The following is a 13,549-nucleotide window of genomic DNA, read 5'->3' as shown; positions in this document are numbered from 1 at the left end:
CCCCTGTCGTCGCGTCTGAACATCCTATCCGCGGCCAGTGGACGGGAGGCTCCAGACGACGGACGCCGGCCCCGAGGCGATCGAGGCCGGCGTCCGTGCGTGGGCGGTCCGGTTACTCCGCCGCCCTGACGCGGAACGTGTCGAAGGACACGCCGAGCGGTGCGGTCGCGCTCGCCGAGCGGCTGCCGCTCAGGCCCACGCCACCCGCTGGCAGCGGGGCGGCGTCGGTCGCCCGCAGCTGCCAGTCGGCGGGCTCCGCGGTATCGGCCGCCCAGAGCTTCGCGACGAGGGAGGTCTTGTCCGTCCCCGTCACGGCGACCTTGAGCGTGTACGCGGTGCCCGGCGTGACCGCGACGCCGCTCAGAGCCCGGGTCGCGAGGACGGTGCCGTCGCGGTGGGCCACGAGCCAGACCGTGCCGTCCGGGCGGAGCCACGCGCGCACGAGGTACCGACCGGCGGACGAGTCCCGGGCGATGACCCCGATGTAGGAGCCTCCCGTGCTCGACGGCTGATCCACGCGGAAGGTCGTCTCCAGCGTCGGGTTCGGCACCGACGGGGCGTTCAGCGTCGCGTGGCGGGTGTTTCCCGCGGCCAGCTTCAGCTGCCCCGAGCCGTCGGCGACGCTGGCCGCCGCGGCGGATCCGCCGGTGATCTTCCAGGCGCCGCCGGCGAGGGCTTCGCCCCAGCCGGGACCGGCCGTGCGGTCGAACTCGTCGCTCGCGAGCGGCGCGGGCTCCGCCACCACGGCTTCCCGGGTGGTCGTCGCCGAGCCCCCGACGTCGTCCGTCACGGTGAGGGTGACCGTCCGCGTGCCGGCCGTCGCGTACGTGTGCGTCGCCGACGCGCCTTCGCCGGTCGTGCCGTCACCCCAGTCCCAGCGGTAGCTGCGGACGGTGCCGTCGGCGTCCGTCGACGCCGAGGCGTCCGCCGATACTGTCAGTCCCGACACCGAGAGCGTGAACGAGGCGGTGGGCAGCGCGTTCGCGCCCTGAACCACCACCGGCTTCGTGACCGATCCCACGAGGTTCTGACTGTCGGTGACCGTGAGCTTGACCGGGTACGTGCCGGGCTTCGCGTACGTGTGCGTCGGCGTCTTGCCGGTGCCCGTCGAACCGTCGCCGAAGTCCCAGCGATAGTCCGAGATCGTGGTGGACCCCGGGGGCACGGACGTGCTCGCGTCGAACGCGACATCGAGGCCGGTGGCCGTTGCGGTGAACGCGGCGACCGGGGCCGTGGAGCCCTTGCCCACCCAATAGTGCGTCTTGACCTGTGCGGCGCTCAGCCCGTACGGGTACACGGCGAACTCGTCGACGGCGCCCGTCAGCGAGAGCGAGTTCGGGGTGTTCGGCCAGTTGGCGAGCTTCCCTCTGCCGATCTTCCAGAAGCCCTCGTAGTCCTGCCCCTTGGTCACTCCGGTGATCTGATCGTTCAGTTCCCCGTCGACGAAGAGCTTCATCCCTTCGGGACTCACGGAGGCGACGACGTGGTGCCACCGGTTGTCGTTGTAGGCGGCCTTGGTCGTGATGACCTTCGTGCTGCCGTCGTAGACCCCGAAGTTGAGGCGGCCGTCGTTCGACAGGTAGACGTTCCGATCATGGTTCCTCGAGAAGCCCGCGGCGGAGCTCTCGAAGTCGAAGAGCAGCCCGCCGCTGGTCGTCGACGTCTGGAACCACATCTCGGCCGAGTACGACTCCGGCGCCCGCATCTTGGTGGTGGTGTCGACACGTCCCGTCTCGGTGCCGTCGAGCGCCGTGGCCCCCGCGAGCCCCTGCGGGACTCCCGACGACTGCGGCTTCGTTCCGGCCCGGAAGATCGGGCTGTTCGTGCCCGCGACGTCCTGGGCGACGGTTCCCAGCGGATAGTACAGCTGGGGCTCGTCGGCGAGGATGGCCGCGGAGTACGGCGGAGTCGTTCCCGCCGCCGTGACGGTCGCCGATGCACTCGTGACCGTGTTGCCGTCGCCGTCCGTCGCCGTGAACGTGTAGGTCTGCTGCGAGCCGGCCGGGGCTGTCGTGTCTTCGAAGGTGACGGCGGGCAGGTTCCACCACGTGGAGTCCACCTTCGTGGTGAGCAGCGGAGCGGGCGAACCGGCCCGGCGGAGCTCGTAGGTGAGCGTCAGGTCGTCTCGATCCCAGTTGGCCGGGATCGAGACCTTCACGGCGCCCGAGGCGAGCGAAGTCGCCGTCGGCGTCCACTTGTCTCCGGAGAGGCGGGGGCCGTCCTTCGCACCACCGGGCGGAGTCGTCGAGAAGCGCACGAGGCCCTCGAATCGACCGTTGTTGACCGAGCGGAACTCGCCGCCGACGGAGATCATGTTCCCCGTGCCGGTGATGGAGAGACCGGCCTGACCCAGACCGGTCGTCACGCCGACCGCCCAGTCGGGAGACCAGGCATACGGCGACGGCGCGGGGCTTCCGCCCCAGTCCTTGCGGCCCGGGGCGCCGGGCTGCGGGGCCAGCGTGCCGCGGGCGTCGGCGGTGTACGCCTCGGAGTACCTGTGCACGCGCGGCGCTTGCTCGGGGTGCAGACCCAGCGTCTCGCAGGTGTGGGTGTGGCTCGTCGTGTAGACGACCTTGCCGGTGGAGTAGACGCCGTAGTGGTCGCCGATGCAGTCCGCGATCCAGCGGACCTTTCCGGTGCCGGCCTCGGCGGCGAAGGTGCCCTCGAGGCTACCCGTCGCGGCGTCGGCGAAGCCCCACCCGGTGCCGTACACCCCGGTGGCATCGGCTGCGAGACCGAACGTCCCTGCCTTGCCGGCGTAGATGCCGGAGCCGGCGCCGTTCTTGACCGTCTTCGCCAGCTCCCACTCGGTGTTCAGCGCTCCGGTGGTCTTGTCGACGGAGGCGCTGCCGCGCATCTCGGTGTTGCCGTTGACCTGGGAGAAGCGTCCGCCCACGATCGTGTCGTTGCCCGCCGGGTCCATGACCATGGCATCGACCTGCAGGTCGGTCTGCGGAGCCCACGGACGGAGCGCGCCGTTCGTCGTGTCGAAGGCGGCCAGGTTCTTCCGCGGCGTGCCGTTGGCCTGGGTGAACAGGCCGCCCGCGTAGACCGTCGTGCCCGAGGTCGCCAGCGCGTAGACGCCGGATCCGCCGATGGAAGGCACGAAGCCCGGGACGAGCTCGCCGGTCTTCGCGTCGATCGCGGCGATGTTCCAGCGGTCCTTGCCGTTCACCTTGTTGAAGGAGCCGCCGATGTAGATGCGGGTGCCGTCGGGCGAAGCGGCGACGGCCTTGATCACGCCGTTGACCTGCGGAGCGAACGGCAGGAGCGCGCCCGTGTCGATGTCGTAGGCGAGCACGTTCGCGCGCGCCGTCAGCGCGGTCCCCGGTGCCGCCTTCGGCTCCCGGGCGTTGTCGAACTTGCCGACCGCGTACACGGTCGAGCCGATCGTCGTCTGCGCCCAGACGTACCCGTTGTCGATCTGCACGGTCGGGATCGGATCGGATGTCACGACGTTCTCATCCCGCTGCAGCAGCGGAGGCAGTCCGCCCTGATCGTCGGCCGCGGCGGCGGCACCGCCGCCGAGGGCGACCAGCCCCGCTGTGACCATCACCCCCACGATCAGCCCGGCCACGCCCGTGCGTGCGCGCTTCCAGACAGCACTGTTCCCCATGTGTGTTCCCCAGTCATTCGATAGCCGACCCCACGTCGGCACGTCATCGTCGGACGATCGACCGCGAGAGCTCCCCCAGAGATTCTCGGACCGCGGCGGTTCGTTCCGACGAACCCCCGCCGAAGGCATAGAAGCCTCCGGCGGGTAACACAATACCATCACCGGACGCGGAGTACACGCCGTACCCGCACGGATCCACGGGGTCTCGGGGCCTGTCAGGGGGTGTCGAGTGGAGCGGGCCGTGCCGAGCGGGGAGCCCGCAGCCCGCGGAGCCGGGCGACCAGGATCGTCGCGCGCGTGAGCTCCACGCCGAGCGCGGCGAGGACGACCAGCGCGGCGACCCAGTACAGCTCGATCACGCTCCCCACCTCGCCGGCGTCGGCGTAGGCGGTGGTGCTCGACGGTGCGGCGGGGAGGGAGGGAGCCACCCCCGCCTCCCGGTGCTCGTATCCGACGCCCAGCTGCCCGGCGATCGTCTCGAGGTTCCCCTCGTCGATGACGGACAGCGCATCCGCACCCTGGTACTGGATGTACTCGGAGTCGCTCTGATCGAGGCCGCCCGTCGTCACGCGCATGGGTCCGCCCTCCGCCGTCCCGTATCCGAAGACGGCTCCGGCGTCGGTGTAGCGCGCGCTGTCGGCGAAGGACTCCGGGGCGGAGCCCGTGGTCTGCTCGCCGTCGCCGCAGCAGAAGACCATGCGCGAACGGTCCGGCGATGACTCCGCCGCGGACGCGAGGGTCTCGCTCAGCAGCGGAGCGGCCACGCCGATCGAACTGCCGCGCGACTGGCTCGTGACCTCGGGGCGCAGCACGTCGAGGGAGCCGAGCAGGGCCGTGGTGTCGGTGGTCAGCGGGATCCGCAGCTCGGCGGCCGCATCCGAGGTGACGAGGGCGAAGCGGGCGCCGGGGTACTCCTCCACGAGCGCACGGACGTCGGCGCGCACACCGTCGAGCCGGGGGGCGCCGTCGTCCCAGTCCTCGGCGACGATGCTCGCGGTGGTGTCGACGACGAGCACGATGTCGGTGTCGGTCGCCAGGGTCTGCGTGGAGCCTCCGGGGAGCCCCGGCCGCAGCAGCATCACGGCGCAAGCGAGCACCATCACGAGGCGCAGCGCCCAGAGGGACCGATGCACGGCGAGAGCACGTCGGTCGGTCACGACCTCGCCCCCGGCACGCGGAGCGCGCACGAGCATCCAGACGGCCACGCCGGCGACACCGGCGCACAGCAGCAGGATGAGGAACACGGGGAGCACGGGCTGGAAGATCACAGGCGCACCCTCCAGACCAGCACGACGAAGCCGAGCGCGAGGACCGACAGGACGGCGATCCACAGGTTCGGGGTGTCCGTCCAGACCACCTGCGCCTCGCCGCGCAGTGCCGTGGCCTCCTGCTTCTGAACCTCGTCGATGATGTCCGCGACCGTGGTCGTGTCGCGGAGCCCGTAGGCGGCGCCTCCCGTGGCCTCGGCGGCGGCGGCCAGCTCGGCGCTGACGTCGGCGTCCTTGCCCTCGACCGGGTTGATCGCGAACACCCGCACGTCCTTCGAGGCCGCATACGCCGCGGCCTCATCGAGCGTCACGATCGAGGCGCCGTTGATCTCGTTGTCCGTCGCGAAGATCACCGACCGCGACCGGTCGTCGTCCGGGTGATCGAAGCCCATGGTGCAAGCCGCGAGTCCGTCGCCGATGAGCGAGGCGCCGTCGCCGTTGAGCGTGCCCAGCCAGTGCTCCGGAATCTCGTCCACGTAGTCGAAGCTCGACATCATGCTCGCGAGGTGCTCGCGGATGAAGTCGTAGTCGTCGGTGAGGGGGAAGATCTGCACGGGAGAGCTGTTGAAGATCGTCAGGCCGATGCGCTCGCCCTCGAAGCCGTCGAGCAGCTCGTCGAACACGGAGAGCACCTCGACGTCGACCTCCGACATCGACCCCGACACGTCCAGGCAGAGCATGATGTCGCGGCTCGTGTCGACGGGTTGGATCGTCTGGGCGGACATCGGACGCGCGGCCACGACGCCGGCGACCAGCGCGGCCCCCGCACCGAGGGCGAGCAGACCCGTCAGGGCGACGGCGCGACGGGACAGCGCCTGGCGGAAGGACGGCAGCGCTCGCAGCCGCTCCGCCCTGGCCACGCGAGCGGTTTCCGCCGCGCGCCGGTCCCGGTGACGGCGCAGGCCGACGGCGAGACCGATCGCCACCGCGGCGACGACGACCGCCGCGGCGAGGACCAGCATCCAGACGTTCGCTAGTGCCACGCGCGCACCACCGTCCTGGCGGCTTCGGCGCCGGCGACCGGATCGATGGCGGGTCCCTGCCGGAAGATGCTCGGATAGTAGTGGCGGCCCATCGCGTCGATGAGCGCCGGGTGCACGCCGCGGGAGACGAGGTCGTCGAGGGCGAGCACCGGTGCTTCCAGACCGCTGTACTCGTTGACGAACGTGCGCACGACGCGGCTCAATTCCAGGTTCGCCTGCCGCGCGGAGAGACGGCGGTCCCGGTAGTCGTGCTCGACGCGGTCGATGCGGTCGAGGTACTCCGAGCGCAGGGCGGACAGCACGTCGAGCGTGGACGGCTGCCCCGCATCCGCGGCCGCTCCGGAGGCGGCGGTGCGGGGGCGCGTGAGCCGGAACAGCAGCCACGTGCCGACGATCAGCAGGGCCAGGATGCCGAGCGCGAGCAGCATCCATCCCCACCCGTACTGCGCGGGCGGGTAGAGCTCGTCAGAACCGGGCATCGGACCTCCGGTTCAGCAGGTGCAGCAGCTGGGGAACGGCGTCGTCCTGACCGTCGAGCGCGGCGTGGCTGATCTCCATCCGCGTGAGCAGGTCGGCGAGCCGGGCGGCGTCGGCCGCACGCTGCGCACCGAGCTCGTTCACGATCGTGCGGTCGCCCTGGATGAAATCGGGGACCTCCCAGAGGCTGTCGACGTCGGCGCGCAGCCGGGCGGAACGGTGGTCGAGCACCGGTTCGGCGTCGCGCAGGGTGAGCCAGAGCACGTCGTGCTGCACACGCAGGCGGCGCAGCAGGCGCTCGGTCTCGGTGGTGACCGGGGCCTCGTCGGTGAGCACGACGACGATCATGCGCCGCGCGATCGTCCGCGTGACGAAGGACAGCAGGGCGTCGCGATCGCTGGGGGCCGCCGCGTCGTCGACCGCGCGGTCGATCGTCCGCAGCGCGTGTTCGAGGGCGCCCTCGCTGCGCCCCGGGGCCAGACGGCGGACGCGGGAGGCGTCGCCGTAGACGACCGTGAAGTCGTCGCCGTGCCTGAGCGTCAGCACCCCGAGGGCTCCGGTCGCCAGGATCGCCAGGTCCTTCTTCGAGCGCTCGTCCGCGGCGAGAGCGGTCATCGAGCGTCCCGTGTCGACGACGAACATCACCGTGTGCATGCGCGTGGCCCGCGACCGCTTGACCAACGGTGTGCCGAGGCGGGCGGTCGCGCGCCAGTCGATGTCGCGCACCTGGTCGCCGTACTCGTACTTGCGCAGGTCCTCGAAGTCGAGGCTCCGCCCGTGCAGCAACGACGCGTAGGCGCCGTCGAGCGCGTGCAGCGACTTGCGGTTCGAGTGGATGAAGAGCTTGCTCTTCACCTGCGTGATGAGGCTGGGCATCGGGCGCGGGATCCCTGAACGTGTCGGCGGGTCAGGGGGTGGGCACGGCGGCGAAGATCTGGTCGATGATCTCCTCGCTGCGGATGCCCTCGGCGTCGGCCTCGAACGTCAGCAGCACGCGGTGGCGCAGGACGAGGTGGCGCAGGGCGCGGATGTCCTCGGGGAGGACGTGGGTCCGGCCGCTGAGGAGGGCGAGGGCGCGGGAGGCCTGGAGGAACGCGATGCTGGCCCGAGGGCTCGCGCCGTACTTGATGAAGCGGGCGCGCTCCTCCCCGATGTAGGGCGCGGGGTTCCGGGTCACGTACGCGATCGACACGATGTAGTTGCGGATCGCGGGGTCGACGTAGATGCGGCTCGCGACGTCCTGCAGCAGGTGCACGTCGTCGAGCGTGACGGCGCTGTGCACGTGACGGTCGGGGTCGAGCACGCCCGAGTCGATGCGGCTGAGGATCTCGAACTCCTCCGCGGGGCTCGGGTACTCCACGATCTCCTTGAGGAGGAACCGGTCCATCTGCGCCTCGGGCAGCTCGTAGGTGCCCTCCTGCTCGATGGGGTTCTGCGTCGCGATCACGAGGAACGGCTTCGGCAGCGGGTGGATCTCGCCCCCGATGGTGGTCTGGTGCTCCTGCATCGCCTCGAGCATGGCGCTCTGGGTCTTGGCGCTGGAGCGGTTGATCTCGTCGAGCAGCACGAAGTTCGCGTGCACGGGACCGAGGACCGTCCGGAAGCTGCCCGTCGCGGCGTCGTAGATCTGGTTGCCCGTGATGTCGCTCGGCAGGAGGTCGGGCGTGCACTGGATGCGCTTGAACTTCGCCTTCACGGTGTCCGCGAGCGTGCTGGCGGCGGTGGTCTTGGCGAGGCCGGGCACGCTCTCCAGGAGGATGTGGCCGCCGGCGATGAGCGCCACGAGCAGGCTGGTGCGCAGGCGCTCCTGGCCCACCATCTTCGCGGAGTACGCGTCCGAGATCGTCTGCAGCACGGCGCGGGCTCGCGTCATCTCGGCGTCGGTCGGAGCGGCGGCGGGGGCCGCGGCGGCGATCGGCGCGGCGGACGCGGGCGGCGGCGGGGGCGCGGAGATCGTCGGCGGGGTCTGCGCGTCGGCGTCGGTCATCGGTCTTCGTCTCCCTCGGTCACACGCGGGCCCGCACGGCGCGCCCCTCCGCCGACCAGCGTAATCGCATCCGCGCGGACCGACCTCGACCCGCGCGGGGGGCGCGCTCAGCGCGAGCGCCGCCCGCGCATGCGCGTGATGAGCACGCCGAGCAGGCACAGCGCGCCGCCCACGAACATGAGCGGGGTGGGCACCTCCCCGAGGATCAGCCACGACAGCAGGATCGCGAGGGCTGGGACCACGTATGTCGTCGCGGAGGTCTTCCCCGCGGTGCTGCGCTGCAGCACGTACGCCCAGGTGGTGAAGGCGATGGCGGTGGGGAAGATGCCGAGGTAGACCACCCACAGCGTCGCGTCGAGGGGCGCCGTCTGCACGTCGGCGATCAACGCGCCGAGCCAGGGAAGCAGGGCGATCGTGCCGGCGGCCGCCCCGAGCCAGGTCAGCGTGGTGGCGTCGACCCCCGAGGTGAGCAGGTGTTTCTGCAGCAGGGTGCACCCGGCGTACATGACCGCGGCGAGAAGGGCCAGCAGGAGGCCCGTGAGGTCGGGGCCGGTGCTGCTGGTGGAGTTCATGCCGATGAGGACCACCCCGAGGAAGGCGATGGGGGCGCCGATCACGAGGGGGCGGGGGAATCCCTCCCGGAGGAAGAGACCGCTGAAGACGACGACCATGAGCGGCGCCAGGTTCACGACCATCGCGGCCGTCCCGGCGTCGAGGGTCCGTTCGGCACTGTTGAGAGCCAGGTTGTAGATGCAGAACCATCCGACTCCCCACGCGGCGATCATCAGCCAGTGGCGGCGCTCCGGGAGCCGGATGCCGTGCCGCAACGCGATGATCGTCAGCACGAGGGTGCCCACGGCCATGCGCAGCAGCGCCAAGGCCCCGGGGTCGTAGTGCGGCCCTGCGCCACGGATCCCGATGAAGGCCGAGGCCCAGAGCACCACCGTCACCGCTGCCGCGAGCAGGACCAGGGCGCCGCGCGATCGCGCCGGCGAGCCCTGCGGGTCAAGTCGCTCCGATGCCCTGATGTCCTGTCGCACCGTCCGATCCTGGCACCGGCCGCCGACATCGGCGATGCGCGGAAGCGACAGCCGTCGTCGCATTCCCGCCAGCGTCGCCGCGGGGCGCTGCTAACGTCGAAGAGCAGCCACTGTCCGGGCAGGTCGAGCGTTCCGCTCCCACCGGGGAAGAACTGTCCTCCTCTCCCGGATACGGCTGCGCCCGATACATGACGGAAGAGTTTGAGGACGATACGTGACGAACAGTGAACGAGTAGCGATCATCGGCGCCGGCCCCTCGGGGATGGCGCAGCTGCGGGCCTTCGAATCCGCAGCCCGTGCGGGGGCGGAGATCCCCGAACTGGTCTGCTTCGAGAAGCAGGCCGACTGGGGCGGCCAGTGGAACTACACCTGGCGCACCGGGCTGGACGAGTACGGCGAGCCCGTGCACTCCAGCATGTACCGCAACCTGTGGTCGAACGGCCCGAAGGAGGCCCTGGAGTTCGCCGACTACACCTTCGACGAGCACTTCGGACGGCCGATCTCGTCGTACCCGCCGCGTCCGGTGCTGTGGGACTACATCGCCGGGCGCCTCGCGAAGACGCAGGTGCGCGACCTCATCCGCTTCGAGACCGCGGTGCGCTGGGTGGAGTTCGACGAGGACCGCGAGGTGTTCCGTCTTACCAGCGAGCACCTGCCCACCGGGCGCACGACCACGGAGGAGTTCGACCGGGTCGTCGTGGCCAGCGGGCACTTCTCCTTCCCGAACGTGCCGCACTTCGACGGCATCGAGACCTTCCCGGGTTCCGTCGCCCACGCGCACGACTTTCGGGGCGCGGAGGCCCTCGCCGGGCGGGACGTGCTCGTGATCGGGTCGAGCTACTCGGCGGAGGACATCGGCAGCCAGGCCTTCAAGATGGGCGCCCGCTCGGTCACCGCGAGCTACCGGACCGCGCCGATGGGCTACGACTGGCCGGAGGGCTTCGAGGAGCGCCCGTGCGTCGAGCGCTTCGAGGGCCGTACCGTGCACTTCGCCGACGGCACCTCGAAGGAGGTCGACGCGGTCATCCTCTGCACCGGCTACCTGCACAAGTACCCGTTCCTGCCCGCGGAGCTCGCCCTGTCCTCGCCGAACAACGTCTACCCGGACGGGCTGTACCGGGGCGTGCTGTGGCAGGGCAACCCGCGCCTGGCCTACCTCGGCGCGCAGGACCAGTGGTTCACGTTCAACATGTTCGACGCGCAGGCGTGGTTCGTGCGCGACGTCATCCTCGGCCGCATCGCCCTGCCCGACGAGGGTGAGCGTGCCGCGTCCATCGCCACGTGGCGGAAGCGGTTCGCGGAGATCGACTCGGCGGCGACGGAGATCCGCTTCCAGGCGGACTACATCCGCGACCTGCTGGAGTGCACCGACTATCCGGAGTTCGACCTCGATCGCGTCGTGGAGATCTTCCTCGCCTGGAAGCACGACAAGAAGGCCGACATCATGGGCTACCGCGACCGCGTGTACCCCTCGGTCATGACCGGGACGCTCGCCGCCGCACACCATACCTCGTGGCTGGACGAGCTCGACGACTCCCTCGAGCGCTACCTCGAGGCCGACGCGCTCCTCGTCTGATCGCCGACCCACCCCCTTCCGGCCGTCCCACCCCTTTTCGTACGTTCGCAAGGGGGTGGGGCGCACGGGAAGGGGTGGGTCACGGCCCTCTCGGGGGCTGTCCGAGGCCTGCCGATAGGATGGGAGCGCCCGAAGAGGGCCAGCTCATCGGCCGGTGCAAACCCGGCGAAAGCCAAGGGGTTACCCATGCCAGGAATCGTTATCGTCGGCGTGCAGTGGGGCGACGAAGGAAAGGGCAAGGCCACCGATCTGCTCGGTGAGCGCACCGACTGGGTGGTGAAGTTCAACGGCGGCAACAACGCCGGGCACACCGTCGTCGTGGGCGACGAGAAGTACGCCCTGCACCTGCTGCCCTCCGGCATCCTGTCGCCCGGCGTGAATCCGGTCATCGGCAACGGCGTGGTCATCGATCTCGAGGTGCTCTTCTCCGAGCTGGAGGCCCTGTCCGCCCGCGGCATCGACGTCTCGCGGCTCAAGGTCAGCGCCAACGCGCACATCATCACCCAGTACCACCGCACGCTCGACAAGGTCACCGAGCGCTTCCTCGGCAAGCGCAACATCGGCACCACCGGCCGCGGCATCGGTCCGGCCTACGCCGACAAGATCAACCGCGTCGGCATCCGCGTGCAGGACCTCTTCGACGAGAACATCCTGCGCCAGAAGGTCGAGGGCGCCCTCGACCAGAAGAACCACCTCCTGGTGAAGGTCTTCAACCGCCGCGCCGTCACGTGCGATGAGATCGTCGACGACCTGCTCTCCTACGCCGAGCGTCTGCGCCCGATGGTCGCCGACACCGGCTACCTCATCGACCAGGCCCTGAGCCGCGGCGAGGTCGTCGTGTTCGAGGGCGGCCAGGCCACGATGCTCGACATCGACCACGGCACCTACCCGTTCGTCACCTCGTCCTCGGCCACGGCCGGCGGCGCCTCGACCGGCTCCGGGGTCGGCCCCGGCGCCCTCGACCGCATCGTGGGCATCGTCAAGGCCTACACGACCCGCGTCGGCTCCGGTCCGTTCCCGACCGAGCTGTTCGACGAGCAGGGCGAGTGGCTGCGCAAGCAGGGCTTCGAGTTCGGCACCACGACCGGGCGTCCGCGCCGCGTGGGCTGGTACGACGCCCCCATCACCCGGTACGCCACGCGCATCAACGGCATCACCGACCTCGTGCTCACGAAGCTCGACATCCTCACCGGGCTCGAGAAGATCCCGGTGTGCGTGGCCTACGACGTGGACGGGGAGCGGTTCGACGAGGTGCCGGTGAACCAGACCGACTTCCACCACGCGAAGCCGATCCTGGAGTACTTCCCCGGGTGGAGCGAGGACATCTCGACCGCGCGCACCTTCGAGGACCTTCCGCAGACGGCGCAGGACTACGTGCTCGCGCTGGAGGAGATGAGCAACACGCGCATCTCGGTGATCGGCGTCGGTCCGGAGCGCGATCAGGTGATCGTGCGCCACGACCTGCTCGACTGACCGGCATGACGCGGTTCTGGCTCGGGGGCTACGGCCCGGCGATGGAGGGCTCCGCCGAGGGGATCGGCGTGCTGGCAGGCGACGAGGGCCGTGAGGCCACGACGCTCGCCTACCGCGGACCCGTGACGCAGACGCCGTCGCCGTCGTGGCTCGCGGCGCATCCGTCCCTCGACGTCGTGTACGCGGCGTTGGAGGGCGATGCCGCCGTGCAGGCGTTCGCGCGCACCGGGGAGCTGGCGCTGACGCCGCTCGGCGATCCGGTGCCGACGGGGGACGGTGTCTGTCATCTCGCGGTGTCGCCGAACGGCCAGACGCTCGTCGCCAGCTGCTACGGCGACGGGCGGGTCGTCCGCTTCGCGCTCGCCGCGGATGGTCGTCTCGTGCCGGCGAAGGAGGACGCGGCGGCAGCCCTGCGCGCCGCCCTCTTCGGTGAGGGCGATCCGGATGCGGCTCCGGCCACGCCCGCCGGGGACGGCAGCGCGGCGGTCGACCCGTATGGCGACGCGGGCCGCGTATCTCACGCGCACGCCGCCGCCTTCCTGCCGGACGGCCGCGTGGCGACGACCGACCTCGGCTTCGATCTCGTCCGGTTCTGGCGCCTGCAGGGCCCCGGGCTCGTCCTCGACCAGGAGGTCGTGCTTCCGCGCGGCACCGGTCCGCGCCACATGGTCGTGCATCCGAGTGGTCACCTGCACGTCGTGACCGAGTACTCCTGCGAGGTCTTCACGCTCGTGTCCGCCGCCGACGGCACCTGGGGCGTCGTCTCCTCGGCTCCGGCCAGCCCCATCGCGCAGGTCGGCGTGGACTTCCCTGCCGAGCTCACCCGCTCGAAGGACGGCCAGTTCCTCTATACAGCCCTCCGCGGCAGCAACACCATCGCGGCGCTGCGGGTGCGCGGCAGCGGCGAGGCTCTGGAACCGGTCGCGCTCGCCGACTCCGGAGTCGACTGGCCGCGACACCACCTCGTCTACCAGGGCAAACTCCTCGTCGCCGGTCAGCGCTCCGACACCGTCACGCTGCTCGACCTCGATGAGCGGACGGGAGCACCGCTCGGAGTCCGGCACGAGGCGCAGGCTCCCGCGCCGACGAGCATCCTCCCGCTCCGCTGACTCCGTGCCGGACCCGCGTC

At 70.7% G+C, this 13,549-nt stretch carries 10 protein-coding genes; 3 read left to right on the top strand and 7 right to left on the bottom strand.

Going from position 1 to position 13,549, the window contains the following annotated elements; genetic code table 11:
• Positions 1-112 precede the first annotated feature (112 nt).
• From AUV07_RS15770 to AUV07_RS15740, 7 genes are all read right to left on the bottom strand, one after another.
• Entirely contained in the window at positions 113-3,616 is a 3,504-nt protein-coding gene (locus tag AUV07_RS15770; RefSeq protein WP_062637596.1) for a PKD domain-containing protein, read from the bottom strand.
• Between the two features lie 215 nt (positions 3,617-3,831).
• A complete protein-coding gene (locus AUV07_RS15765) occupies positions 3,832-4,884 on the bottom strand; it encodes a VWA domain-containing protein (RefSeq protein ID WP_062637594.1) in 1,053 nt (350 codons plus the stop codon).
• A complete protein-coding gene (locus AUV07_RS15760) occupies positions 4,881-5,867 on the bottom strand; it encodes a VWA domain-containing protein (protein WP_231868293.1) in 987 nt (328 codons plus the stop codon). The genes AUV07_RS15765 and AUV07_RS15760 overlap by 4 nt, the downstream gene beginning before the upstream one ends.
• Positions 5,858-6,346: a hypothetical protein gene (locus tag AUV07_RS15755; RefSeq protein ID WP_062637591.1), complete on the bottom strand. Its 489-nt coding sequence runs from the start codon at positions 6,344-6,346 to the stop codon at positions 5,858-5,860. The genes AUV07_RS15760 and AUV07_RS15755 overlap by 10 nt, the downstream gene beginning before the upstream one ends.
• Positions 6,333-7,220 carry a DUF58 domain-containing protein gene (locus tag AUV07_RS15750; RefSeq protein ID WP_062637589.1) on the bottom strand — a complete coding sequence of 296 codons (888 nt, stop codon included), beginning with the start codon at positions 7,218-7,220 and terminating at the stop codon, positions 6,333-6,335. Before AUV07_RS15750 ends, AUV07_RS15755 begins: the two co-directional genes overlap by 14 nt.
• 31 nt (positions 7,221-7,251) lie before the next feature.
• Positions 7,252-8,331 carry an AAA family ATPase gene (locus tag AUV07_RS15745; RefSeq protein ID WP_197462164.1) on the bottom strand — a complete coding sequence of 360 codons (1,080 nt, stop codon included), beginning with the start codon at positions 8,329-8,331 and terminating at the stop codon, positions 7,252-7,254.
• A 107-nt stretch (positions 8,332-8,438) separates the two neighbouring features.
• Complete coding sequence (locus AUV07_RS15740; RefSeq protein ID WP_062638005.1) at positions 8,439-9,371, bottom strand: DMT family transporter; 933 nt, start codon at positions 9,369-9,371, stop codon at positions 8,439-8,441.
• A 214-nt stretch (positions 9,372-9,585) separates the two neighbouring features.
• Here AUV07_RS15740 and AUV07_RS15735 point away from each other — a divergent pair, with 214 nt between their 5' ends.
• The 3 genes from AUV07_RS15735 to AUV07_RS15725 all read left to right on the top strand — a co-directional run bounded on the left by AUV07_RS15735 (position 9,586) and on the right by AUV07_RS15725 (position 13,529).
• Complete coding sequence (locus tag AUV07_RS15735; protein ID WP_082803005.1) at positions 9,586-10,947, top strand: NAD(P)-binding domain-containing protein; 1,362 nt, start codon at positions 9,586-9,588, stop codon at positions 10,945-10,947.
• Between the two features lie 186 nt (positions 10,948-11,133).
• Positions 11,134-12,420: an adenylosuccinate synthase gene (locus AUV07_RS15730; protein WP_062637585.1), complete on the top strand. Its 1,287-nt coding sequence runs from the start codon at positions 11,134-11,136 to the stop codon at positions 12,418-12,420.
• Between the two features lie 5 nt (positions 12,421-12,425).
• A complete protein-coding gene (locus tag AUV07_RS15725; protein ID WP_062637583.1) occupies positions 12,426-13,529 on the top strand; it encodes a lactonase family protein in 1,104 nt (367 codons plus the stop codon).
• Positions 13,530-13,549 lie beyond the last annotated feature (20 nt).

The organism is Microbacterium sp. CH1 (assembly GCF_001595495.1).
In the GTDB taxonomy this organism is placed as follows: Bacteria; Actinomycetota; Actinomycetes; order Actinomycetales; family Microbacteriaceae; genus Microbacterium.
Note: the sequence above shows the minus strand (reverse complement) of the source record. Positions and strands in the feature narration are given on the sequence as shown.

Excerpts from the sequence above, each read along its gene's own strand:
- AUV07_RS15725 (WP_062637583.1), top strand. The coding sequence starts at position 12,426 with ATGACGCGGTTCTGGCTCGGGGGCTACGGCCCGGCGATGGAGGGCTCC.
- AUV07_RS15745 (WP_197462164.1), bottom strand. The coding sequence starts at position 8,331 with ATGACCGACGCCGACGCGCAGACCCCGCCGACGATCTCCGCGCCCCCG.
- AUV07_RS15755 (WP_062637591.1), bottom strand. The coding sequence starts at position 6,346 with ATGCCCGGTTCTGACGAGCTCTACCCGCCCGCGCAGTACGGGTGGGGA.
- AUV07_RS15750 (WP_062637589.1), bottom strand. The coding sequence starts at position 7,220 with ATGCCCAGCCTCATCACGCAGGTGAAGAGCAAGCTCTTCATCCACTCG.
- AUV07_RS15770 (WP_062637596.1), bottom strand. The coding sequence starts at position 3,616 with ATGGGGAACAGTGCTGTCTGGAAGCGCGCACGCACGGGCGTGGCCGGG.
- AUV07_RS15730 (WP_062637585.1), top strand. The coding sequence starts at position 11,134 with ATGCCAGGAATCGTTATCGTCGGCGTGCAGTGGGGCGACGAAGGAAAG.